The 24502-nt window shown below is 30.9% G+C and carries 20 protein-coding genes; 13 read left to right on the forward strand and 7 right to left on the reverse strand.

Annotation, left to right across the window (positions count from 1 at the left end; translation table 11 throughout):
* Nucleotides 1-9 precede the first annotated feature (9 nt).
* A complete protein-coding gene (locus J1D01_RS04725; protein ID WP_372937035.1) occupies nt 10-2217 on the forward strand; it encodes an ATP-binding protein in 2208 nt (735 codons plus the stop codon).
* On the opposite strand, the gene lpxK is transcribed toward J1D01_RS04725, so the two are convergent.
* Nucleotides 2207-3217 carry a tetraacyldisaccharide 4'-kinase gene (gene lpxK / locus J1D01_RS04730; RefSeq protein WP_421150003.1) on the reverse strand — a complete coding sequence of 337 codons (1011 nt, stop codon included), beginning with the start codon at nt 3215-3217 and terminating at the stop codon, nt 2207-2209. The genes J1D01_RS04725 and lpxK overlap by 11 nt on opposite strands.
* Nucleotides 3218-3270: 53 nt before the next feature.
* On the opposite strand from lpxK, the gene J1D01_RS04735 reads away from it, so the two are divergent.
* The 3 genes from J1D01_RS04735 (at nt 3271) to J1D01_RS04745 (ending at nt 6402) form a co-directional block, all read left to right on the forward strand.
* Complete coding sequence (locus tag J1D01_RS04735; protein ID WP_421150004.1) at nt 3271-4365, forward strand: Nif3-like dinuclear metal center hexameric protein; 1095 nt, start codon at nt 3271-3273, stop codon at nt 4363-4365.
* Between the two features lie 3 nt (nt 4366-4368).
* Complete coding sequence (locus tag J1D01_RS04740; protein ID WP_421150005.1) at nt 4369-5148, forward strand: zinc ribbon domain-containing protein; 780 nt, start codon at nt 4369-4371, stop codon at nt 5146-5148.
* A 285-nt stretch (nt 5149-5433) separates the two neighbouring features.
* Nucleotides 5434-6402: a tetratricopeptide repeat protein gene (locus tag J1D01_RS04745; RefSeq protein WP_421150006.1), complete on the forward strand. Its 969-nt coding sequence runs from the start codon at nt 5434-5436 to the stop codon at nt 6400-6402.
* Here J1D01_RS04745 and rsmG read toward each other — a convergent pair.
* Nucleotides 6399-7028: a 16S rRNA (guanine(527)-N(7))-methyltransferase RsmG gene (gene rsmG, locus J1D01_RS04750; protein ID WP_372938742.1), complete on the reverse strand. Its 630-nt coding sequence runs from the start codon at nt 7026-7028 to the stop codon at nt 6399-6401. The two genes, J1D01_RS04745 and rsmG, sit on opposite strands and share 4 nt — an antisense overlap.
* A gap of 146 nt (nt 7029-7174) precedes the next feature.
* Here rsmG and J1D01_RS04755 point away from each other — a divergent pair, with 146 nt between their 5' ends.
* Nucleotides 7175-8272 (forward strand): fatty acid desaturase family protein, encoded by a 1098-nt coding sequence (locus J1D01_RS04755; RefSeq protein ID WP_372938741.1) that lies wholly within the window; start codon nt 7175-7177, stop codon nt 8270-8272.
* A gap of 35 nt (nt 8273-8307) precedes the next feature.
* Complete coding sequence (locus J1D01_RS04760) at nt 8308-9492, forward strand: pyridoxal phosphate-dependent aminotransferase (protein WP_421150007.1); 1185 nt, start codon at nt 8308-8310, stop codon at nt 9490-9492.
* A gap of 60 nt (nt 9493-9552) precedes the next feature.
* Here J1D01_RS04760 and J1D01_RS04765 read toward each other — a convergent pair whose 3' ends face one another.
* The 3 genes from J1D01_RS04765 to trkA form a co-directional block, all read right to left on the reverse strand.
* Nucleotides 9553-9813, reverse strand: coding sequence for a hypothetical protein (locus tag J1D01_RS04765; RefSeq protein ID WP_421150008.1), 261 nt, complete (start codon nt 9811-9813; stop codon nt 9553-9555).
* Nucleotides 9814-10016: 203 nt separating this feature from the next.
* Nucleotides 10017-11510, reverse strand: coding sequence for a TrkH family potassium uptake protein (locus tag J1D01_RS04770; protein ID WP_372937867.1), 1494 nt, complete (start codon nt 11508-11510; stop codon nt 10017-10019).
* Between the two features lie 9 nt (nt 11511-11519).
* The gene (trkA, locus tag J1D01_RS04775) at nt 11520-12869 is read right to left on the reverse strand and encodes a Trk system potassium transporter TrkA (protein ID WP_372937868.1); all 1350 of its coding nucleotides are present in this window, start codon (nt 12867-12869) and stop codon (nt 11520-11522) included.
* Nucleotides 12870-13072: 203 nt separating this feature from the next.
* Here trkA and ubiE point away from each other — a divergent pair, with 203 nt between their 5' ends.
* Together ubiE and J1D01_RS04785 are read left to right on the forward strand one after the other, a co-directional pair.
* Entirely contained in the window at nt 13073-13801 is a 729-nt protein-coding gene (gene ubiE / locus J1D01_RS04780; protein ID WP_421150009.1) for a bifunctional demethylmenaquinone methyltransferase/2-methoxy-6-polyprenyl-1,4-benzoquinol methylase UbiE, read from the forward strand.
* Nucleotides 13802-13803: 2 nt separating this feature from the next.
* Complete coding sequence (locus J1D01_RS04785; protein ID WP_372937870.1) at nt 13804-14532, forward strand: porin family protein; 729 nt, start codon at nt 13804-13806, stop codon at nt 14530-14532.
* A 31-nt stretch (nt 14533-14563) separates the two neighbouring features.
* Here the strand turns inward: J1D01_RS04785 and J1D01_RS04790 are convergent, their stop codons facing one another.
* Nucleotides 14564-15286 (reverse strand): TrmH family RNA methyltransferase, encoded by a 723-nt coding sequence (locus tag J1D01_RS04790; RefSeq protein ID WP_421150010.1) that lies wholly within the window; start codon nt 15284-15286, stop codon nt 14564-14566.
* A gap of 274 nt (nt 15287-15560) precedes the next feature.
* On the opposite strand from J1D01_RS04790, the gene J1D01_RS04795 reads away from it, so the two are divergent.
* From J1D01_RS04795 to accD, 3 genes are all read left to right on the forward strand, one after another.
* Nucleotides 15561-18080, forward strand: a complete 2520-nt coding sequence (locus J1D01_RS04795) for a BamA/TamA family outer membrane protein (RefSeq protein ID WP_421150011.1) — start codon at nt 15561-15563, stop codon at nt 18078-18080.
* A 130-nt stretch (nt 18081-18210) separates the two neighbouring features.
* Nucleotides 18211-19278: a class II fructose-bisphosphate aldolase gene (gene fbaA / locus J1D01_RS04800; protein WP_372936650.1), complete on the forward strand. Its 1068-nt coding sequence runs from the start codon at nt 18211-18213 to the stop codon at nt 19276-19278.
* 305 nt (nt 19279-19583) lie between these two features.
* The gene (gene accD, locus J1D01_RS04805) at nt 19584-20444 is read left to right on the forward strand and encodes an acetyl-CoA carboxylase, carboxyltransferase subunit beta (RefSeq protein ID WP_372936652.1); all 861 of its coding nucleotides are present in this window, start codon (nt 19584-19586) and stop codon (nt 20442-20444) included.
* 28 nt (nt 20445-20472) lie between these two features.
* Here accD and J1D01_RS04810 read toward each other — a convergent pair whose 3' ends face one another.
* Entirely contained in the window at nt 20473-21582 is a 1110-nt protein-coding gene (locus J1D01_RS04810; RefSeq protein ID WP_421150012.1) for a PAS domain S-box protein, read from the reverse strand.
* Between the two features lie 180 nt (nt 21583-21762).
* Between J1D01_RS04810 and rpsO the strand changes: the two genes are divergently transcribed.
* Both rpsO and J1D01_RS04820 read left to right on the forward strand, forming a co-directional pair.
* Nucleotides 21763-22032, forward strand: a complete 270-nt coding sequence (rpsO, locus tag J1D01_RS04815) for a 30S ribosomal protein S15 (protein WP_372936656.1) — start codon at nt 21763-21765, stop codon at nt 22030-22032.
* Between the two features lie 199 nt (nt 22033-22231).
* Nucleotides 22232-24478 carry a polyribonucleotide nucleotidyltransferase gene (locus tag J1D01_RS04820; RefSeq protein ID WP_421150013.1) on the forward strand — a complete coding sequence of 749 codons (2247 nt, stop codon included), beginning with the start codon at nt 22232-22234 and terminating at the stop codon, nt 24476-24478.
* Nucleotides 24479-24502 lie beyond the last annotated feature (24 nt).

Here is a 24502-nt window from a genome sequence, read left to right on the forward strand (position 1 = left end):
GGTTTAACAATGTTATTTAGCGTTGTTGTTTGGTCTCAAAAGACCATTAATGACGACCCTGAAATTCAACAAAACAACATTAATCATCGTATTGAACAAGCTCAAATTAAGTTGGAAAATTTCGACTATTTTGATGCTCAAAGAAATCTTGATGAAGCTCTTAAACTAGCTGAAGATGCAGATAACAAAAAGAGCATTGGAATTATTTATGCTATAAAAGGAAAACTTCAACTTATTATTAAAGAAAATGATAATGCGCTTCAATCATTAAATAAAGCTATCAAAATTCAGCGCGAAAATAAAGACGATGCAAATTTAGCCAACTCATATAAAATTTTAGGTGAAGTTTATATTAGTAAAGGAGATTATTACCAAGCTTCAGATTATTTTAAATCTGCTAAAAACCTTTTTGAACAAGAAGGCTTAGATGAAGGTATTGCCAAAACACTACTTTTAGAAGGTAAAACCTTTATGCTATTAAAAAACTACAAAAAAGCAAGAGCCATTTTAGAGCAAGCAACAGCTCAAGCTAAAAAAACGGGCTTATTAAAAACCCTAAGTGAAGGGCTTTTAAACCACGCTTTAGTTTATGACAAACTAGGAGATAACCAAAAAGCTATTGATCTTGCTAACGAAGGGTTACAAATTGCCAAAGACAACAATTTTACAGCTATTTTAAATGACGCCTATATTATTACTAGTGATTTATATAACAACATAGGTAACTATAAGCTTTCTAGAGACTACCTAAGTAATTACATAAAATTATCAGATTCTATACGAAATTTAACAAGAGTAAGCTCTAGTAAAGAACAAGAAACCCAATACTTATTAAACGAAAGCAACGATAGAATTAAAGAATTAGAAGCCCAGGCCAAAGAAGAAAAAGAAGATGATGGTGTAAGAACTCTAATATCAATTTTAAGTGTGGCTCTTATTACTATTTTATCGCTTTTAACCTTATCATTATACAAAAACAATAACATTAGGTTAAAAACCAATAATATGCTTCATAAGAAAAATGGAGAACTTATTATTGCAAAAGAAAAAGCAGAATTAGCCTCTAAAACTAAAGCAAATTTCCTTTCTACAGTAACACATGAACTACGTACACCGCTTTATGCTGTTACAGGTTTAAGTAATATGCTATTAGAAGAAGATCCCAAACCATCTCAAATTCAACATTTAAAATCACTAAAATTCTCAGGAGATTATTTATTAACTTTTATAAATGACATTCTTCAAATAAATAAAATTGAAGCCAATAAAGTTGATTTAGAGCCAGAACCTTTCAACCTTAAGAAAAAGATAGACAATATTATTCTAGCACTAAATAATTCTGCAGAAGATAACAATGTTAATATTCATTTTGAATATGATAAAAAACTACCAGAAAACTTTATTGCAGACCAAATAAAGATATCTCAAATTCTTATAAACCTTATAGGTAACTCCATAAAATTCACCAAAGATGGTGATATTTGGATTAGAGTGTATCAAATGGAAATAAAAGACAAAATGTACACTCTTAGGTTTGAGGTTGAAGATAATGGTATTGGTATTAGCCAAGAAAAACAAGATAAAATGTTTGAGAGTTTCTCTCAAGGCTCAATTCAAATTAACCGAAAATATGGTGGTACAGGTTTAGGTCTTTCTATTGTAAAAGGGTTAATTGATATTTTAAAAGGAGAAATTCATGTTAAAAGTGAATTAGGAAAAGGAACCACATTTTTCTTTGACATTCCCTTAGAATTTACCGCTATTAAAGAAGAAGAAGCTAACGAAACTAAACCTTCTTATTTTGATAAAGATAATGATGCATTAGATTTAACTAATGTTAAAATTTTAGTGGTTGAAGACAACAAAATAAACCAAATGATAACTAAAAAGATTCTTACAAAAATGAATCTCAAATGTGATATCATTGATAATGGTACAGATGCGGTAGATATGATTAAAAACAACAACTACAATGTTATTTTAATGGATATACACATGCCAGGAATTAGCGGTATTGAAGCTACTAAAATTGTAAGAACTTTTGATAAAGAACTAACCATTTTTGCCTTAACAGCTGTTACTATTGAAGACAAAATGCATGAGTTTGAAGAAGCTGGATTTACAGATATAATTCCAAAACCATTTAAACAAGAAGAGTTTGAGAAAAAACTTTATAATGCCTTAGTATCTAAAGAAGATCAATCTGCTACAGCTTAATTTTTACAAAATCTTTTACCAAATTATTAAACACCTCTTCATTTTCAATGGTTGTTTTTATTGGCAAATAATACACTTTGTTTTGTAAAGATGGATATTCTTTTAATCGCATAAAATCTTTTTCGGTAGTAATTATAAGCGCTTCTTTAGTTAAATCTTCAACTTCATTTTGCGTGAAATTATGATGATCACTAAAATTTAAATGCTTAAAATTTAAACCTATATTTTTTAAATAATTTACTAAAGGGTTAGCATTAGCAATACCAGTAAGCAAAGTAAATTGTTTTAAACTGCTCAACTCAATAGTGTTACTTTCAGAAAAAACCTTATCAGAATAACTAATAGAACTAAAAAATACCTGTTGATGTTTCTTTGGCTTAATCTTTTTTAAAACATTATGCTTTTCGGTTTCACTTAAATTATCAGGACATTTGGTTACAACAATTATATTGGCTCGTTCTGCTCCAATTCTAGGTTCGCGTAAATTACCTGTTGGTAATACAAAATCATTAAAATAAGGGTTTTTATAAGTAGTAAGTAAAATATTAAAACCAGCTTTTACTTTTCTATGTTGAAACGCATCATCTAACAAAATTATTTCAGGAGCAACTTCAGAAGAAATTAAATTTTTAATACCATTATTTCTATCAGCATCAACAGCTACAAGAATGTCATCTTTAAATTTATAATAAAACTGAAAAGGCTCATCACCAATAGTATCGGCATTAGCAGTTGTATTTGCCAATTGAAATCCATCAGTCTTTCTCTTATACCCTCTACTTAGTGTAGCAATCTTATAATCATTTTTTAATAAGTTAATTAAATACTCAATCATTGGTGTTTTGCCTGTACCACCAACACTTAAGTTTCCAACACAAATTACGGGAAACGTGTACGAAACAGATTTTTTAATACCCCTATCATATAGTTTATTCCTTAAACTAGTTACCATGTAATAAATAGGTACAATAGGAAAAAAGATGTATCTAATAATTTTCATTACAGCAAAGTAAATATTTTATATTTGTTTAATAATCAAATCATGAAAATATTATGATTATTCAAGATGTTATTAATCATTTAGAAGAATTAGCACCTTTAGCTTACGCTGAAGATTTTGACAATGTTGGCCTTTTAGTTGGTGATAAAAACAAAAAATTAACAGGCATATTAGTTACTTTAGACACATTGGAAACCGTTGTTGATGAGGCCATTGAAAAAAACTGCAACTTAATTGTGAGCTTCCACCCTATTATTTTTAAAGGTTTAACAAAAATAACAGGAAAAACATATGTAGAACGTGTTGTTTTAAAAGCCATAAAACACAATATTGCTATTTATGCCATTCATACAGCCTTAGACAATGCTTTACAAGGAGTAAATGATATGATTTGCAACCAACTAGGTTTAGTAAATAAAAAAATACTAATTCCACAAGCTGCAACTATTAAAAAGCTAACAACTTATGTTCCTAAAAATGAAGCAGAACAATTAAGAAACGCTCTATTTAAAGCTGGCGCAGGTCATATTGGCAACTATAGTAATTGCAGTTTTAACACTAATGGTATTGGTACCTATCAAGGCAATGAATACTCTAACCCTACGCTTGGTGAAAAAGGAAAAACGCATCAAGAAGAAGAAACACAAGTCTCTGTAATATTTGCTAAACATTTAGAGTCAAAAATCATTAAAACCTTATTAAACACACATAGTTATGAAGAAGTAGCTTATGAGGTGGTTACTATAGAAAATAAAAACCAAACTATTGGTATGGGCATGATGGGTGAGTTAGAAAAACCTATCTCTGAAACCAATTTTTTAACCTTATTAAAATCTAAAATGAAAACAGGTTGTATTAGGCACTCCTCATTTTTAAACAAACCCATTAAAAAAGTGGCGGTTTTAGGTGGCTCAGGAAGTTTTGCTATTAATGCAGCAAAAGCCTCTGGGGCAGATGCTTTTGTGTCGGCAGATTTTAAGTATCACGACTTTTTTATGGCAGAAAACAACATTCTTTTAACAGATATTGGACATTATGAAAGTGAACAATACACAAAAAACCTTTTAGTAACGTATCTTACAAAAAAAATTACTAATTTTGCAGTCGTTTTATCAAACACCAATACCAATCCTGTTAAGTATTTTTAAAGTATGGCTAAAAAGAAAGAAGTAACTGTAGAAGAGCGCTTAAGAGCTTTATACGATTTACAACTCATAGATTCTCGTATAGACGAAATTAGAAATGTACGTGGAGAACTTCCTTTAGAAGTTCGCGATTTAGAAGATGAAGTTGCCGGATTAAACATTAGATTAGAAAAACTTGTTGCTAGCTTAGAAGTAATTGATAACGATATCAACTCTAAGAAAAATCTAATTGAAGAATCTAAAGCTTTAATTAAAAAGTACGGTGAACAACAAAAAAATGTTAGAAATAACAGAGAATACAACTCACTTACCAAAGAAATTGAATTTCAAGAATTAGAAATTGAACTAGCTGAAAAGCATATTAAAGAATTTAAAGTTCAAATTGAACAGAAAAAAGAAGTTATTGCTGAAACTAAAGAGCGTTTAAAAGAACGCGAAACGCATTTGAAACACAAAAAAGGTGAATTAGACGCAATTTTAGCAGAAACCGAAAAAGAAGAACAAGCTTTAATTGAAAAGTCTGAAAGCTATAAAGGACAAATTGAAGAACGCCTTGTTGCTGCTTATGACAGAATTAGAAATAGTGTAAAAAACGGATTAGCAGTTGTACCAATTGAAAGAGGTGCTTCTGGTGGTTCTTTCTTTACCATTCCGCCACAAGTACAAGTTGAAATTGCTTCTAGAAAAAAAGTGATTACAGATGAACACAGTGGTAGAATTTTAGTAGACCCTGTTTTAGCTGAAGAAGAAAAAGCAAAAATGGAAAAGTTATTTGCTAAACTTTAATCCATTTAATCATAAAATTTTAAGCCTTCACACAAGTGGAGGCTTTTTTGTATTTTGAATTTTAGAAATTTGTAAGCTAACTTCAATAATGAAAAAATTCATTAAAACTAACAATACCTCTAAGGTTACTTAATATATTGATATGCGTTTAAAATAACAATAAATGTACTAGAGAAAAGCATCTTAAAAAAATAAATTAGTTTTCATTCAACTTTCATTTTAAATAAAAAATAATGCTAACTTTATTACATAATAAATGGCATATTATTTGATGCAATAGTGCTTATGAAAAAACAATTACTTATCTTATTAGTAACTCTACTACCAATCCTTTCATTTGGTCAAGCTAACAAGTTTTACAGAAAAGCACTTAGAACCATAGACTTAAATGAAAAGATAAAATTGCTTAATCAGGCCATAGATGAAGACCCTAACCATTTAGATTCTTATTTTTTAAGAGCACTAACAAAAAATGATTTAGGTGATTATAGTGGTGCAATTGTAGATTATTCTAAAATAATTTTAAAAAAACCCGATGCCGACAGTTACTTTAATAGAGGTAATTCTAGATATAGTTTAAAAGATTTAGTTGGAGCTAAAAATGATTACGCAAAAGCTTATGAACTAGATCCAAACTTTATTGATGCTCTTTATAGTTTAGCTTGCGTAAAATACGACTTAGAAGATTTTAAAGGAGCTATTCAAGATTTTGATAAAATATTAAAAGCCAACCCTAATTTTTTAAAAGCGTATTTACTTAGAGCTTCATCATACAAAGCACTTGAAAACCACAAAAAAGCACTTGCAGATTATACTTTAGCCATCATGATTAGTCCAGATGCCAACACCTATTATAATCGCGGAGTATTTTTTATGGATATAAATTATTACGATAGAGCAAATGAAGACTTAACAAAATCTTTACGGTATAATAGCTATAACACCTTTGCTCATTTTTACAGAGGCGCTTCCTTTTTACTTTTAGGAAAATTTCAGAAAGCTATTAATGATTTTTCTAATGCTTTAAAATTAGACCCATTAGATTTTGATGCACATTTAGGATTAGCTTTAACCTATTATAAAATGGGAGATTTAGCCAATTCTAAAGTTCATTTTATAAAAGCTAAAGAAATTATAAACCCAGAAAACAAAATAGCTTTTCCAGATTTATATGAAAACACCTACTGGTATCAAAGCCATTATTATTACTTTGTAAACAATATTAAAGAACTAGAAAAATTGTTACAAAATTAGATTTTAAATTTTTGAGGAAGATGCACTAACTTTTTGGTTTCAAAGAAATCTTCAGAGTAAAAATCTGATAAATTATAAATAGTTGCCGTTGTATAATTTTTTAGCTCTTCTGTTAAATCACCTCCTTTTAAATACAGAATGCCATTTTTTAAATCGTTTCTTTGTTTTTTAGCAATTTTACCTTTTATCCAATGTACAAAAGTTGGCATTGCAGCCACAGCCCTACTTACAATAAAATCATAAGTATCATTAATAGCTTCTACTCTACTATGAGTTGTCTTTACATTAGTTAAGCCCAAACCATCTACAACCTCATTAACAACTTTTAACTTTTTAGCAATACTATCAACTAAATGAAATGAACACTCAGGAAACATAATAGCCAAAGGGATTCCAGGAAAGCCTCCGCCAGTACCTACATCCATTATTTTAGTACCTGGTTTAAAAGTTATCAGTTTTGAGATGGCTAAAGAATGTAATACATGACGCAAATAAAGTTCATCAATATCTTTTCTAGACACCACATTTATTTTCAAATTCCAATCTTGATAAAGGTCTTCCAACTTTTCAAATTTTGAAATTTGGTCATCAGTAAGATTTGAAAAATATTTTAATATGAGTTCCATTCTGTTAAATTTTCAACAAAAATATGTTTTTTATATGCATATTTTTACAAAAAAACGTTATAGTTTATATTGGTTTATACCTATCTTTGCGCGTTGTAAAGTTTAAACCATAAATAGAGAAATTTTACAAAAACTAAATTAATAGTATGACAAAACAAGCACTTTCTTTTTCTAGAACAGATTCTGCAAAATTTTTTAGAACCTTAAATAAAAGAGTTAACAATTACTTTAAAGAAAACAATATTAAAAGAACAGGTAACTGGAAATTATATACTAAAGCCTTTTTTATGTTCGCTTTATTTATTACTCCAGTGGTTTTAATTTTAACAATTAGAGACTTACCCGGTTGGTCTCAAGCATTATTAATGGTTGTAGTTGGTATTGGAATGGCCGGTGTTGGTATGAACGTTATGCACGATGCAAACCACGGCTCATTTTCTAGTAAAAAATGGGTTAACAAATTAATGGGTAGTAGTATTTACATTTTAGCTGGAAATGATTACAACTGGAAAGTTCAGCATAATGTTTTACACCATACATATACTAATATTCAAGGCCATGATGAAGATATTGACGCTGGTAGAATTATTAGATTTTCAAAACATGCTAAATGGTTTAAAATACATGAATACCAAAGATATTACGCTTTCTTTTTATATGGTTTATTAACAGTTAATTGGGCTATTACAACAGACTTTACCCAAACTTACAATTACCTAAAAAGAAAATTAGCCTATGGTAAATTTCCTAACCCAGCTACACAATGGACCAAATTAATTATAGGAAAAATTGTTTATTATGCAGTGTGGATTGTTTTACCTCTTGCATTAGGCTTCCCTTGGTGGAAAGTGCTAATTGGTTTTCTTATTATGCACTATACCGCAGGTATCATTTTAAGTGTTATTTTTCAATTAGCACACGTTATGCCTAACACAGATATGCCTCTTCCTGATGAAAATGGAAACATGAAAAATACATGGGCAATTCACCAATTATTTACCACATCTAATTTTTCACCTAAAAGTTGGTTAGTAGGATTTTACACTGGTGGGTTAAACAGGCAAGTAGAACATCATTTATTTGCTAATATTAGCCATATTCATTACAAAAAAATTGCAAAAATTGTTAAAGAAACTGCCCAAGAATTTAGCTTACCTTATAACGAATACAAAACGTTTTGGAAAGCAGTTGCAGAACATTACAATCAATTAAAAGAGCTAGGAAAAAAACCTAGTTTAGCCTAAAAACATATAATTTACCTTATAAATAATTAACTAAAATGAGCTTACTATCTGACAGAATTTTAAACATGTCAACATCTGCAACTTTAGCCATGGCTGCTAAAGCTAGAGAACTTAGAGGAGAAGGAAAAGATATTATTGGTTTAAGTCTTGGAGAACCAGACTTTAACACACCAGATTTCATTAAAGACGCTGCTATAAAGGCTATTAATGATAATTACAACTCATATACACCTGTTGATGGTTATGCAGATTTAAAAGAAGCTATCATTACTAAATTTAAACGCGATAATAATTTAACATACAACCCATCTCAAATTGTTGTATCTACTGGTGCTAAACAAGCTTTATTTAACGTAGCTGGAGTTATGCTTAATGATGGGGATGAAGTTATTTTACCGTGTCCGTATTGGGTAAGCTATTCTGATATTGTTAAATTATTTGGGGGCGTTCCTGTAGAAGTTAAAACGTCTATTGAAACAGACTTTAAAATGACTGCTGAACAATTAGAAGCAGCTATTACACCAAAAACCAAAATGATGTGGTTTAGTTCTCCATGTAACCCAAGCGGTTCTGTTTATAGCAAAGAAGAGCTACAAGCTTTGGTTGATGTTTTTGCAAAACACCCAGATATTTACGTAGTTTCTGATGAGATTTATGAACACATTAACTACGGAAAAGGACATACAAGTATTGCTGAATTTGAAGAAATGTATGATAGAACCATTACCGTAAATGGTGTATCTAAAGCATTTGCTATGACTGGATGGCGTATTGGTTATATTGGTGCTCCAGAAAAAATAGCACGTGCGTGTAATAAGTTACAAGGACAAGCTACTAGTGGCGCTAACTGTATTGCTCAACGTGCAGTAATTACAGCTTGTAATGAATCTCCTGAACGCGTGCAATATATGGTGAATGAATTTAAAGAACGTAGAGATTTAATTTTAGATTTATTAAATGATATTGAAGGATTTAAGTCTAATGTACCTGATGGTGCATTTTACGTATTTCCAGATGTAACTTATTTCTTTGGAAAAACCTTACGTGGTAAAAAAATAAATAACGCAACAGATTTTTCTTTATACTTATTAGAAGAAGCTCTTGTTGCAACCGTAACTGGTGAAGCCTTTGGTAATCCTGATTGTATTAGAATTTCTTATGCTGCTTCTACCGAACAAATTACTGAAGCTATTAAACGTATTAAGGAAGCTGTTAGCTAGAAGAATAGTACAAACAAACCATATTTATTAAAAGCCACTTTTTTTAAGTGGCTTTTTTAATTATAGATAATTGTATCCTATTAATATTACTATAATTAATACTACAAAAACAAAAATTTGCTTTCTTATTAAAAGTTTATTTTCTAACTGTATTTTTCTTTGAATAGCTAAAATTTGACTTTCTGTTGCTTTAGGAAATTTTTTTATTTGGGTATAAGCGTAGCTTCCTTTTAGAACAGATTTACCTGCTCTTTTATTTAACATACTTCGGTTGTTTTTTAACGAAGTAGTTGCTGCCATAGCAGAACCTTCACCTCCCATAATTTTAAAATTTAAGTAAGTATAAATATTAGTAGCAAACCAAACCAAAATGTTACATTTTGTAAACACCCACAGCAAGTAGCTGCGTTAGGGATTGTAGTGGCATCCTTTTTTGAGGCACGAAAAAAAGATATAACGGAAAGCCCGACCTGTTTTTAATTAAAAACAGGGAACGCCCAAAAAAATAAAATCTTAAAAGTTGTTTAACGGTTTCGCCAGAAGAAAGGTGTAAATAAAATGAGTACCGTAAAGAGTTCTAAACGCCCAATAAGCATTAAAAAGGAAGCCCACCATTTTGCTAAATCTGGTAGTGCCGCATAATTATTTACTGGACCAAAATCTCCTAATGCAGGTCCTACATTACCCAAAGTTGAAGCAGATAAACCTACGGAAGATTCAAAGTCAATACCAAACATTGAAAACACCAAACTACCCGTAATAAAAAACAACATGTATAGAATGAAAAATGCTAAAATGTTAAATACAATAAACCTGTTTATAGCCTTTTTATTATACCTAACTGGTACTATGGCATTGGGATGTAAGGTGCGTTTAAATTCTAAAAAACCATTTTTTATAAGAATTAAATGGCGTACTACTTTTACTCCACCAGAGGTACTACCTGCAGACCCGCCTAAAAACATAAGTCCAAAAAAGAACACCACTAAAAAGGGAGTCCAAAGGGTATAATCTGCGGTTACAAAACCAGTTGTAGTAATAATGGCTAAGACCTGAAAAAGGGCATGTCTAAAAGCACTTTCGCCAGCTCCTAAAACCATAGGATGCTCTATTGAAGAGGCGCTTAAATCTGCTCTAAAATAAATAATAACTGCTGCTATAATGGTAAAAACTGCAATAAACTTAAAGTAGAGTTTAAACTCTTCGTCCTGAATTATTTTTTGCACTTTACCTTTAAACGCAAAATAGCTCAATACAAAATTGGTTCCTGCTAAAAACATAAACACTATAATAATGTACTGAATAACTGGTTGGTCATTCCAATAGGCTACACTAGCGTTTTTAGTTGAGAAACCACCAGTTGAAAGTGTACATAGGGCGTGATTAATAGCATCGAAAAATGACATACCAGCTACTTTTAACAGAATAGTTTCGGCAGCAGTATACCCAAAATAAATGAGCCATAAACGTTTAGCTGTATCTGTAATTCTGGGATGCAGTTTATCGCCACTTGGTCCTGGGGCTTCGGCAGCAAAAAGTTGCATGCCACCAATACCTAGTAATGGTAAAATGGCTATTGCTAAAACAATAATTCCCATACCACCAATCCAATGAGTCATACTTCTCCAAAATAATACGCCTTTAGGAACTGCTTCAATATCATTTAAAATAGAAGCTCCTGTAGTGGTATAACCAGACATGGTTTCAAAAAAAGCACTAGAAAACTCAGGAATACTTTGTGTGAAAATATAGGGTAAAGCACCAGTTAAAGACATAACAATCCACCCAAAAGTTACTACTATATAGCCTTCTCTTTTATTTATCTCTTTTTTGTGGTTTTTGGTAAACAACATACTAACAACTCCTATCAGCAGTGTTAAAATACCTGCCAAAGATATTTGTAGCGTTACACCATCTTTATAAATTAGGCTTATTAATGAAGACAATAGCATAAAACCGCCATTAAATAACATTAGCAGGCCTAAAAAATGAAAAATGATTTTGTAGTTAAGTTTCATTAGATGTGTCTAAAGGAATAATTTTTCAACCCGTTTAATAGATTTTAGTAAACAGCATACTACCACTCTATCTCCTTCTTGAATTACAAAGCTACCTAAGGCTATCATACCTACTCCGTTTCTTATTACACCTCCAATAATGGCTGTTCTAGGAAAATCTATAGATTTAATAGCTTTATTACAAACTGCTGATGTTTTTTTAACCTCAAACTCTAATAATTCTGCATTAAGGTTACTTAGTTTGGTCATGGCAACCACTTCTCCTCTACGTATATACCTAAAAATATTATTTGCTGCTAATAATTTTTTATTAATAAGTGTGTCTATACCAATAGAGTGTGAGAGATCAAAATAATCCATATTTTCAACCAAAGCTATGGTTTTTTTAACCTCTTTAGATTTGGCTACCAAGCAAGACATGATGTTGGTTTCTGAGTTTGGACCTACCGCTATAAAAGCATCCATATCACTAATATTTTCCTCATCAAGCATATCTACGTTACGTCCGTCGCTATTTATTACCAAAACTTTTGTAAGTTCTTCAGCAACATCAAAAGCTCTATCTCTGTTACCTTCAAAAAGTTTAACATTAATACCCTTTTCACTTAAATCTCTTGCTGTTTTAAATGCTATTTTGGTTCCACCAAGAATCATAACATTCTTAATTTCCCTATTGTGTTTGCCTGTTAGCCTGCAAAGTTCATCGGCACCACCTTCAGAAGTAATAAAAACTACATTATCTCCACGTCTAAACTCTGTATCTCCTCTAGGTATTATGGTATATTGTGTACCAAAACGTTGAATAGCAATAGGAACAAAGTGAATTTCTGGAAAAATTTCGGCAGCTTCTTTTACTGTTTTCCCAACAAAAGATGCCGTTCTAGAAAGTGTTAAACCTGCCATAGTTAAAGCGCCTTTTTCAAACTCGTAATTTTCATTAAAAGACGATTGCTTTAATGACAGTTCAATTTCTGCAGCGGCTAAAGCCTCTGGAGAAATAAGTTCATCTATTCCAAATTTGGTAAATCCTACCTCATCTTTAAGGTGAATAAATTCTGTATTAGCAATTCTAGCTATAGTTTTTCCAGCTCCTAGTTGTTTAGCTAAAACACAAGCTGTAATATTTGTTGTTTCACTAGATGTAACTGCAATAAATAAATCGGCATTACCAATACGTGCTTCTTTTAAAATAGCTATAGAAGTAGCGTCTCCTTTTACTACTCTAATATCTAAATGAGCATCGGCGTAAGCTAAGCTTTTTTTATTGGTATCAATTAAAGTAATTTCTTGAGATTCGTATGACAACAACTTTGCCAAATGAAATCCAACTTCACCAGCTCCAGCAATTATTATTTTCATTTCTGATTAATCATAAAAAGTAGAACAAAGATAGTATAATTCATATGTTCGTTTAAAATTAATTCGATAAAATCAACATATGTTCTAGTTTATGTAATACTTATATGAGTTTTAAACAATAATTATATATTTTTTATTATGCTTAATAAAATCACATTAGAATAAATCTTATAAAAGATTATCTTTGACCAAAAATAATTGGTTTGTCAAAAATAAAACCCTACAAAAACAGCAATTTAGGAAAGAAAGAACAAGTAACTAAAATGTTTGATAACATTTCTGGTGATTACGATGGTTTAAACCGTGTAATTTCTTTTGGAATAGATATTAAATGGCGCAAAAAAGTTGTTAAACTTGTTAAAGCAACAAACCCAGAGTCTATACTTGATATTGCCACTGGCACTGGTGATTTAGCTATTAATTTAGCCGAAACTGATGCTTCTAAAATTGTTGGATTAGATATTAGCAGTGGTATGCTAGAAATTGGTAAAGAAAAAGTTACTAAAAAAGGGCTAGCAAACAAAATAGAAATGGTTTTGGGTGATAGTGAAAATATGCCTTTTGAAGACAATACGTTTGATGCAATAACCGTAGCTTTTGGTGTTAGAAATTTTGAAAATCTAGAAAACGGTTTAAGAGAAATTCTACGGGTGTTAAAACCAAAAGGCACTTTTGTTATTTTAGAAACTTCTGTTCCTACAAAAACACCTTATAAACAAGGTTATAACTTTTATTCTAAAAATATTTTGCCGCTAATTGGAAAAATATTTTCTAAAGACCGAAATGCTTATAAATATTTAAGTGAATCTGCATCTGTTTTTCCTTATGGTGAAGCTTTAAACAATATTTTACGTAATATTGGGTTTATAAATGTTGAAGATTTTCCGCAAACCTTTGGTGTTGCAACAATTTATAAATCGTCTAAGCAATAAATATGAAGCAGTTTTTTGCATTAACACTACTTGTATTTGCATTACAAACCACTAATGCTCAGTTATTTAAAAAAGAAAAAGTAACCTATGATGCCAATCAAGGTAGAGGTTCTACAGACAATAATTTATTGCGCTGGGGCTATTTTTTAGGCTTTAGCCAATATGATTTCAACTTTGATTATAATGAAGATTTACGTGATATTTATGTAAAAAGAAACCCCGGATTTAACGTAGGGCTAATTGGAAATTTACGTATTAATAGCTTTTTAGATTTACGCTTAGAACCTGGTTTATTTATCACTAGCAGAGAATTGTATTATGCTCAAAGTCATTTTACTACCACAACTCCCTCTGCAAATGATTTAACTAGAGAAGTTAAATCTACATACATTCACATACCGTTGCTTTTAAAGGTTTCAACTAAGCGTATTAATAACTTTAAACCTTTTATTGTAGGCGGATTTTCAACGGCTTTAAACCTGTCTAGTAACGAAGATAACCCTGAAGATAATAGTAACGGGCAATTTAGAACCACAAAAAATTCGTTTTTCTATGAGTTGGGGTTTGGTATAGATTTATACTTGTATAATTTTAAATTTACACCTTCAATACGCGGCGTATTTGGAATTAACGACGAGCTTGTTAAAGATGAAGACCCAAATAGCCCTTGGACAAGTAATATTAACAGTATGAAAACAAGAGGTGTATTTGTTAATTTCACATTTCAATAACGTTTATTATTACATTATAAACACAAAACAATTAAGTTCTTCTTTTAAACTCACTCAACAAAACAGCTGTAGCAGTAGCCACATTTAAGCTTTCTGTTTCTTGAATATCTCCAAATTTTGGTATAGAAATTTTCTTTTTAATAATACTTTTAATAGCTTTAGATATTCCATTTGCCTCATTTCCCATTATTAAAACACCACTATCTGGCAGTTGGGTTTCATATACATTATTTCCATCCATAAAAGCTCCAAAAGAAGTTAGTTTAGATTCATTTAAAAAATCAATTAAATTAACATAATTTATGTTCACTCTAGTAATAGACCCCATAGTTGCTTGTATTACCTTTGGGTTAAAACAATCTACCGTTTCTTTACTACAAACTAAATCTTTAACACCAAACCAATCACACAATCTAATAATTGTACCCAAATTACCTGGGTCTCTAACATCATCTAAAGCTATAATTAACTGGCTTTCATCAATGGGTTTTGGTTTAGGAATTTTAAAAATTGCTAATGCTTTATTAGGGGTTTTTAAAAAACTAATTTTTTTTAATTCTATTTCTGTTATTAAAATTTCATTTTTGGCATCAATATTGAACGTCTCTGTCGTATATAAAACATGAAGTTTTAAATTAGATTGCAGCAGTTCATTTATTGTTTTAACCCCTTCAACAACAAATAAACCATGTTGCTGTCTATATTTTTTTTGCTTTAAGCTCGTTATTAATTTTATCTGGTTTTTAGATAGCATATGCCTACAATAGTTTCATTTTTTTATAAAGAAAAGAAAATATATGTTATGATTATCTAAGAATCAAAATATTTAAATAAAACAAAAAAAGACTGTGAATTTTCTTTATTTTAAATTAATTAAAATTCATGTAAATACAGGATATATTCATTTTTTTTGAAAATTCAGAAATCAAAAAAATTTAAACAAACGAAATAGTGTATTTTTGAGCCAGTATTGCATACAGTATTTTTATTAATTATTAAAATCGCAACATAAATAATTGTAATTTGATTTGAAAAAATTTCTTTCTAAAATATTAGTTTTTTTATTAATTATAGATTGTTTTATGGGGTGTGAAACTACCAAAAGAGTAGCAGAAAACGAACATCTACTAACAGATAATACAGTAATAATTAATGGTAAAAAAGAAAATACCGAAACTATAAATAACTTAATTGCTCAACACCCAAACAGGAAAATTTTAGGCATACCGTTAAGACTTCATATTTACAATTTAGCTAGAAAAAACAGAGATTCTTTGTTTGAAGTTTGGTTAGATAAAAAGCCAAATCGCAGAGAGCGTTTAACAAGAAAACTTTCTAAAAAACAGATTGATAATTTAAAAGAATCTTCTATTGGGTTTAATAATTGGTTAAAAAAAACAGGAGAAGCACCTGTTATTTTAAATGATGAAAAAATAGAAAAATCTGTTAGGCATTTTCAAGATTACCACATAAACAATGGTTGGTTTAATGTAAATACTACTTACAATGTAGAAAAGAATAATAACAAAAGAGCTCAAGTAAAGTATAACATTGATACAGGAAAACCATTTATAATAGATTCTATTAAATATGACGTTAAATCTAAACTGGTTGACTCCATATATCAAACATTCAAAAAAAATAGTTTAATAAAACCAAATGAACAATACAGAACGGCAAACTTTGAACAAGAACGAGAACGAATTTCTAATGAGTTAAGAAATACTGGGTTCTATCATTTTAATCAAGATTATGTAACTTTTGAAATTGATACAGTAGGTACTAATAAAAAGGTTAATGTTGGAATAAAAATTCAAAATAGAGCCATTACAACACAAGATTCTATAAAAAGAGTGCCTTTCAATATTTACGATATTAGAGAGGTTAATATTATTACAGATTACTCCTTTGAAAAGCGTAATCAACCTTTTAAAGACTCTATAAGGTTTGGTGGGTACAATTTATATAGCTACGGAAAAATGCGTTATAAACCCAGAGCTTTAACAGATGCTATTTTTATAACACCAGGAGATATTTTTAGAGATAAAGACCGCACATTAACATACAGACATTTAAACCTATTGCGCACCTTTAAATATCCAAATATTGAATATTCTGAGAATTTAGATAATTCACTTTCTAGCACTATTAAACTTTCACCTTTAAAAAAGTTCAGCTTAAGCTTAGGTACCGATGTTTCTACTAGCAACATTCAAACCGTTGGGTTTTCAGTTAACCCAAGTTTACAAATTAGAAACATTTTTAGAGGTGCCGAAACCTTACAAGTTTCGGCAATAGCTTCTATTGGTGCTTCTAAAGAAAAAAATAATCCAGACGACCCATTTTTCGACATCAATGAAATAGGAGTTGATGTTAAACTCACCATTCCTAGATTGCTATCTCCTTTTTACACAGAGCGCATTATACCTAAACATATGTCTCCTAACACTAAAATTAGTTTAGCAACCACAGGACAAACAAATATAGGGTTAGACAAACAAACATTTAGTGGCACCATCAATTACAATTGGCTCCCTAATAGCAAAAAAACCAATAGCTTAGACTTATTCAACGCTCAGTATGTTAGAAATCTTAACATTGATAATTATTTTGATGTTTATTCTACTTCATACAGTTCTTTAAATGAAATAGCCCAAGATGTTAATTATACCACAGAAGACTTATCTAAACCAGATGGAGCTAATGCTTTTATAGATTATGCACTCTCAGATCCTACCCCAGATGAAATTTCAGAAGACCAATTAAGCACTATAAACAGTATTGATGAAAGAAAAGAACGACTAACAGAAGATAACCTTATTTTATCTTCTAGCTTTAGTTTTACCAACGATGGAAGAACAAATTTGTTTGATGAAAACTTTTCAATTTTTAGGTTTAAAATAGAATTTGCAGGCAACCTTCTAGCAAACACCTCTAAACTTTTAGGACTTAAAAAAGATGATAATGACCGCTATGAAATATTCAATGTAGCCTTCTCTCAATATGCAAAAACCGAGTTAGAATATACTAAACACTGGGATTTAGGAGACAAAAACGTACTTGCAATTAGAAGCTTTTTTGGTATAGCCATTCCTTACGGAAATTCTACCAACATACCATTTTCTAAAAGTTTCTTTGCTGGTGGCCCTAATGATAACAGAGCGTGGACTGCCTACCGCTTAGGCCCAGGTAGTTTAGAATCTTCTAATGAATTTAACGAAGCTAACTTAAAACTTGCTTTTAATGTAGAACAACGCTTTAATATTTTTGAAAACTTAAATGGAGCCATATTTGTTGATGCCGGAAACATTTGGAATGTTCTTGATGATGTAGAAGATGAAAAAGCAACTTTCACTAAACTAAGCTCTTTAAAAGACATTGCTGTAGGTTCTGGTTTTGGACTTAGATATGACTTTAGCTTTTTTGTTTTTCGTTTTGATATAGGTTTTAAAACCTATAACCCTGTTTATGAAGAAAGCAACCGTTGGTTTAAAGATTACAACTTTTCTAATGCGGTTTACAACATAGGTATAAACTACCCTTTTTAGTCTTTTTGCTTAACCGCATCACTAAAACGTTTTAGTGATATTTTCACTTTAACATTATAAAAAACAAAGCATTATTACATAAAATTTAATTACTTTTGAAGCTACAAATACTAATTTAATTTAAAACAATATGGCACACAATATAAAACCAGGAGTTGCTACAGGATATGAGGTACAGGAAATCTTTAAACTAGCAAAAGAAAAAGGATTTGCCTTACCCGCAGTAAATGTTATAGGCTCAAACACCATTAATGGTGTATTAGAAACAGCTGCAGAATTAAATGCTCCGGTAATTATTCAATTTTCAAATGGAGGCGCACAATTTAATGCAGGGAAAGGACTAAGTAATGAAGGACAAAAAGCCGCAATTCACGGAGCTATAGCAGGCGCTAAACACGTACATACTTTGGCAGAGGCTTACGGCGTTCCTGTAATTTTACATACAGACCACTGTGCTAAAAAATTATTACCTTGGATAGATGGTTTATTAGACGCAAGTGAAAAACATTTTGCAGAAACAGGAAAATCACTTTTTAGTTCACACATGATTGACCTTTCTGAAGAACCTATAGAAGAAAACATAGAAATTTGTAAAACATACTTAGAGCGTATGAGCAAAATGGGTATGACTTTAGAAATAGAACTTGGTATTACTGGTGGTGAAGAAGACGGTGTAGACAATACTGATGTAGACGACTCTAAACTATACACCCAACCAGAAGAAGTAGCTTATGCTTATGAAGAATTAAGTAAAGTAAGTGACCAATTTACAATTGCCGCTGCATTTGGTAATGTACACGGAGTTTACAAACCAGGTAATGTAAAATTAACGCCAAAAATCTTAAAGAATTCACAAGAATATATCTCAAAAAAATACGGTGTAGGCCATAACCATATAGACTTTGTATTCCACGGTGGTTCTGGTTCTTCGGTTGAAGAAATTAGAGAAGGAATTAGCTATGGTGTAATTAAAATGAACATTGATACAGATTTACAGTATGCATTCATGACGGGTATTAGAGATTATATGAGCAACAAATCAGATTACTTACAAGCTCAAATAGGAAATCCAGAAGGCAGTGATGTTCCTAACAAAAAATTCTACGATCCACGTGTTTGGGTTCGTGAAGGTGAAAAAACTTTTGTAGAACGTTTAAAGAAAGCTTTTGAAGATCTTAACAACGTAAACACTCTATAATAAAAATACATATAAATACTAAAAGGTTCTGTTTATTCAGAGCCTTTTTTATTACCCAAATATTTTAGTAAATTATAATTAAACATGCATGGTGTTACCCCAAAATTAAAAAAAGGGTTAATTTTGTGGTCTAGTTTTTAGCAGTTGCTTTTATTAAGAAAATTTAAAAAGCCTATATAAAAGCTTAAATACTGTGTATTAAACATTTGGTTGCTTATACTGTTAAAATGTATAAGTAACCTTAACACAAACAGTGATAAAATCATTATTTCTTTTTATCATTGTAAAACTAAAATTATACAAGTATGTCATCTTGGTTTAAAAGAAAAGCAAAAGGAATCACCACATCTACAGAGGAGAAAAAAGACACACCTAAAGGTCTTTGGTATAAAACCCCAACCGGTAAAATTGTAGATACAGAAGAATTAGAACAAAACTTTTACGTAAGTCCAGAAGACGGATATCACGTTCGTATTGGCAGTAAACAATATTTTGAAATACTTTTTGATGATAATAAGTTTAAAGAATTAGATGCCAATTTAGAATCTAAAGATCCTTTAAAATTTCAAGACACTAAAAAATACCCAGACCGTTTAAAAGCCGCTCAAGAAAAAACAAAATTAAAAGATGCCGTTAGAACAGCTGTTGGAAAATCTAAAGGAAAAGATTTAGTAGTTGCCTGTATGGATTTTAGCTTTATTGGTGGCTCTATGGGTAGTGTTGTTGGCGAAAAAATTGCTAGAGCTGCAGACTACTCTTTAAAAAAGAACATTCCTTTAATGATAATCTCAAAATCTGGAGGAGCTAGAATGATGGAAGCAGCCTTATCTTTAATGCAATTAGCAAAAACATCGGTTAAATTAGCGCAATTAGCTGATGCTAAAATACCTTACATTTCATTGTGTACAGATCCAACAACTGGAGGTACCACAGCTTCTTTTGCCATGTTAGGAGATATTAATATTAGTGAACCAGGAGCGTTAATTGGATTTGCAGGACCACGTGTTGTAAAAGACACTACCGGACAAGATTTACCTGAAGGCTTTCAAACCTCAGAATTTTTACTAGAGCATGGTTTTTTAGACTTTATAACTTTACGTAAAGATCTAAAAGATAAAGTAAATCAATATTTAGATTTAATATTAAATCAGCCTTTAAGAGCATAAAAAAAGCGACCTAAAATGGTCGCTTTTTTTATGCTTTTTTAAAATAAATTATAAATTCAGAACCAACATCTACCTCACTACTAACTTCTACCCTACCTCCTATAGATTCTATTTGATTCTTTGTAATAAATAATCCCAACCCAATAGAATCACTATTAGTGTGAAAAGTTTTATACAACTGAAAAAGTTTATCTCCATACTTTTTTAAATCAATTCCCAAACCATTGTCTGCTATTTTTAATTTTAAATAATCACCTTCTTCTTCAGTTGTCAATTCTATTTTTGATAACCTATCTTCTGCTCTGTATTTTATTCCATTGGTTAAAAAGTTAAGTATTATACTATCTAAATAAGCAGGAATACCTTTAATATTAACGTCTTCATTTACTCTATTAATTATGTTAGTATTAGTATTTTTTGCAACTCCCAACACATTATATATTGCTTTTTCAACATAATCATATAAATTTAAAGATTTTAGCTGGTTGCTTTCTATAGGTTTAATTTTCGCAACCTCTGTAAGGTGCTCTACTGTTTCCTGTAAATTTTCTATAGCTATAGATAGCAAATTAAAATTTTCATTGTCTTTTAACCAACCAAATTCTTCCGTTAAAAAATCCTTAATAGTTTCTAAGTTTCCAGAATGCGAACGCAAATTATGCATTATTATATCGGCAAAAGAAGATAATCTTTCGTTTTGATCCCTAACAACCCTAAGCATGAGTTTAAGCTTATCTTGATTTAATTTGCGGCTAGTAATATCAGAAAATTGCCATATCATTTGGTTTGGTTTACCATCTAAAGCTGTAATTAAAGACACAGATATTAAAAACCAAATAATAGAACCATCTTTACAAAAATAACGCTGCATTACCCGATATCTATCAATTTTCCCCTGCATTAAACGATTGTATTTTGTGACATGTGCACCCAAATCATCTCTAAAAATAATATTCTCAATACTCATGTTGTATAATTCATTTTTAGAATAACCCAACATATCACAAATACTATTATTAACCTTTATCCAATCTCCATCTAAAGACAAAATAGCAATACCATTATAAGTGTTATTAAAAATTTTTTCGAGGGAATCATAAGAGTCCGGGAAGCTTTCTTTACGGAAAAGTGATTTCATAAAATTTCAACAATAAATTAATTAATTTTATTGCTCTAAATTTGCCATCAGGGAGAATAACAAGAATAAATCACAACAAAAGTTACGCAAAAAAACTTTTAAACCCAAAAAAGTTAGTATATTTGCAGCTTGAAAGAAAGACTTTCATAGTACATAAAAATCATTTACAATAATATTAGCATGTATTTAACAAAAGAAAAGAAAGAAGAGATTTTTGCAAAACACGGTAAAGGAAAAAACGATAGCGGTACTGCAGAAGCTCAAATTGCGTTGTTTACGTATAGAATTAACCACTTAACAGAACACTTAAAGAAAAATCGTAAAGATTATAACACAGAACGTTCTTTAGTGAAATTAGTAGGAAAACGTAGAGCACTACTAGATTATTTAACTAAAAAAGATATTTTAAGATATCGTGCCATAGTTAAAGAATTAGGATTAAGAAAATAACAAAAAGAGGCTTTTATAGCCTCTTTTTTGATTAAATATAACTCTAAACGAAAGAGTATAAATCTCGTTAAATAAGAAGCTAATTATAGTTTTTCATTGGTCAAGACATCAAATGTCATTTTACAACACTACAACAACACAACGACCATTGTTTAACAAGATTCAAGCATAGGTTTGCTTGAACGAGAAGAAAAAATTTATGATTCCAAAAACATTTAAAGAGGTCATAGACCTTGGCGACGGTAGAGAAATTTCTATCGAAACCGGAAAATTAGCAAAACAAGCGCATGGTAGCGTTGTTGTGCAATCAGGAAAATGTATGCTTTTGTGTACTGTTGTTTCCAATTACAAATCTGCCGACGTAGATTTTTTACCACTTACAGTAGATTACCGTGAAAAATTTGCTGCTGCAGGAAGATACCCAGGAGGTTTCTTTAAAAGAGAAGCAAGACCAAGTGATGGTGAGGTACTTACAATGCGTTTAGTAGACCGCGTTTTACGTCCATTATTCCCAAAAGATTACCATTCTGAAACTCAGGTGATGATTCAATTAATGTCTCATGATGAAAATGTAATGCCAGATGCTATGGCAGGTTTAGCTGCATCTGCTGCAATTCAATTATCAGACTTCCCTTTTGAATGCCCAATTTCTGAAGTAAGAGTTGGTAGAGTTAATGGTGAATTTATAATCAATCCTTCATTTGCTCAATTAGAAGAAAGTGATATTGATATGGTTATTGGTGCTTCTGCCGATTCTGTAATGATGGTAGAAGGTGAAATGGATGAGATTTCTGAAGAAGAAATGACTGAAGCTATTAAGTTTGCGCACGAAGCTATTAAAGTGCAATGTGCTGCTCAAGTAAGATTAGCTGAAGCATTTGGTAAAAAAGAAACTCGTGAGTACGAACCAGAAAGAGAAGACGAAGAATTAGCTAAAAAAATTCACGATATGGCATACGATAAAGTGTATGCTGTAGCAAAAGCAGGTTCATCTAAACACGAACGTGGTGCTGCATTTGCTGAAATTAAAGAAGAAATTATAGCTTCTTTTTCTGAAGAAGAAATTGAAGATTTTGGAGATTTAATTTCTAAATACTACTCAAAAGCTGAAAAAGTAGCTGTAAGAGATTTAACTTTAAACGAAGGTTTACGCTTAGACGGACGTAAAACAACTGAAATTAGACCAATTTGGTGTGAAGTAGATTATTTACCGTCAACTCACGGTTCTTCTATATTTACACGTGGTGAAACTCAAGCATTAGCAACCGTTACTTTAGGAACTTCACGTGAAGCTAACCAAATTGATATGCCTTCTTATGAAGGTGAAGAACGTTTCTATTTACACTATAACTTCCCTCCTTTTTCAACAGGTGAAGCTAGACCAATTCGTGGTACTTCACGTCGTGAGGTGGGGCATGGTAACTTAGCACAACGTGCTTTAAAAGGTATGGTTCCAGAAGATTGTCCTTACACAGTACGTGTAGTTTCAGAGATTTTAGAATCTAATGGTTCTTCATCTATGGCAACCGTTTGTGCTGGTACAATGGCTATGATGGACGCTGGTGTACAATTAAAAAAACCCGTTTCTGGTATTGCAATGGGATTAATTACTGATACAGAAAGTGGTAAATACGCCGTTTTATCTGATATTTTAGGTGATGAAGATCATTTAGGTGATATGGACTTTAAGGTAACCGGTACTGCTGATGGTATTACCGCTTGCCAAATGGATATTAAAGTAAAAGGTTTAAGTTATGAGATCTTAGTTAATGCTTTAATGCAAGCCAAAGAAGGCCGTTTACATATTTTAAACAAAATAACCGAAACCATTTCAGAACCAAATCCAACTGTTAAAGCACATGCTCCTAAAATGGTAACTGCTACTTTACCAAACGATTTAATTGGTGCCTTTATTGGTCCTGGCGGAAAAGTAATTCAAGAATTACAAAAAGAAACCGGAACAACAATAGTTATCAATGAAGACCCTGTTACAGAAGAAGGTATTGTTGAAATTTTAGGTACAGACCAAGAAGGTATAGATAAAGTATTAGCATCTATAGATTCTTTAATGTTTAAACCTGAAGTTGGTAGTGTTTATGAAGTTAAAGTTATTAAAATGCTAGATTTTGGTGCTGTAGTTGAATATACTGAAGCTCCAGGAAATGAAGTATTACTACACGTAAGTGAATTAGCTTGGGAACGTACAGAAAATGTTTCTGATGTAGTTAAATTAGGTGATGTATTTGATGTAAAATACTTTGGCATTGACCCTAGAACCCGTAAAGAAAAAGTTTCTAGAAAAGCTATTTTACCAAAACCAGAAGGTTGGGTAGATAGACCAAAACGAGACAACAATAATCGTGGTAGAGACAACAGAGGTAGAGACAATCGTGGTCGTGATAATCGTAATAGAGACAACCGCAGAAACGATAAAAAAGAAGACTAATTCTTTTTAAGAATACAATGTAAA

The organism is Seonamhaeicola sp. NFXS20 (genome assembly GCF_049132085.1).
Classification (GTDB): domain Bacteria; phylum Bacteroidota; class Bacteroidia; order Flavobacteriales; family Flavobacteriaceae; genus Seonamhaeicola.

What these genes read in the sequence shown, in the direction of transcription:
- J1D01_RS04725 (WP_372937035.1), top strand. Translation starts at nt 10, where the DNA reads ATGTTATTTAGCGTTGTTGTTTGGTCTCAAAAGACCATTAATGACGAC.
- J1D01_RS04760 (WP_421150007.1), top strand. Translation starts at nt 8,308, where the DNA reads ATGAGCTTACTATCTGACAGAATTTTAAACATGTCAACATCTGCAACT.
- J1D01_RS04745 (WP_421150006.1), top strand. Translation starts at nt 5,434, where the DNA reads ATGAAAAAACAATTACTTATCTTATTAGTAACTCTACTACCAATCCTT.
- accD (WP_372936652.1), top strand. Translation starts at nt 19,584, where the DNA reads ATGTCATCTTGGTTTAAAAGAAAAGCAAAAGGAATCACCACATCTACA.
- J1D01_RS04755 (WP_372938741.1), top strand. Translation starts at nt 7,175, where the DNA reads ATGACAAAACAAGCACTTTCTTTTTCTAGAACAGATTCTGCAAAATTT.
- J1D01_RS04810 (WP_421150012.1), bottom strand. Translation starts at nt 21,582, where the DNA reads ATGAAATCACTTTTCCGTAAAGAAAGCTTCCCGGACTCTTATGATTCC.
- J1D01_RS04820 (WP_421150013.1), top strand. Translation starts at nt 22,232, where the DNA reads ATGATTCCAAAAACATTTAAAGAGGTCATAGACCTTGGCGACGGTAGA.
- lpxK (WP_421150003.1), bottom strand. Translation starts at nt 3,217, where the DNA reads ATGAAAATTATTAGATACATCTTTTTTCCTATTGTACCTATTTATTAC.
- trkA (WP_372937868.1), bottom strand. Translation starts at nt 12,869, where the DNA reads ATGAAAATAATAATTGCTGGAGCTGGTGAAGTTGGATTTCATTTGGCA.
- rsmG (WP_372938742.1), bottom strand. Translation starts at nt 7,028, where the DNA reads ATGGAACTCATATTAAAATATTTTTCAAATCTTACTGATGACCAAATT.
- rpsO (WP_372936656.1), top strand. Translation starts at nt 21,763, where the DNA reads ATGTATTTAACAAAAGAAAAGAAAGAAGAGATTTTTGCAAAACACGGT.
- J1D01_RS04785 (WP_372937870.1), top strand. Translation starts at nt 13,804, where the DNA reads ATGAAGCAGTTTTTTGCATTAACACTACTTGTATTTGCATTACAAACC.
- J1D01_RS04740 (WP_421150005.1), top strand. Translation starts at nt 4,369, where the DNA reads ATGGCTAAAAAGAAAGAAGTAACTGTAGAAGAGCGCTTAAGAGCTTTA.
- fbaA (WP_372936650.1), top strand. Translation starts at nt 18,211, where the DNA reads ATGGCACACAATATAAAACCAGGAGTTGCTACAGGATATGAGGTACAG.
- J1D01_RS04735 (WP_421150004.1), top strand. Translation starts at nt 3,271, where the DNA reads ATGATTATTCAAGATGTTATTAATCATTTAGAAGAATTAGCACCTTTA.
- J1D01_RS04765 (WP_421150008.1), bottom strand. Translation starts at nt 9,813, where the DNA reads ATGGGAGGTGAAGGTTCTGCTATGGCAGCAACTACTTCGTTAAAAAAC.
- J1D01_RS04770 (WP_372937867.1), bottom strand. Translation starts at nt 11,510, where the DNA reads ATGAAACTTAACTACAAAATCATTTTTCATTTTTTAGGCCTGCTAATG.
- J1D01_RS04790 (WP_421150010.1), bottom strand. Translation starts at nt 15,286, where the DNA reads ATGCTATCTAAAAACCAGATAAAATTAATAACGAGCTTAAAGCAAAAA.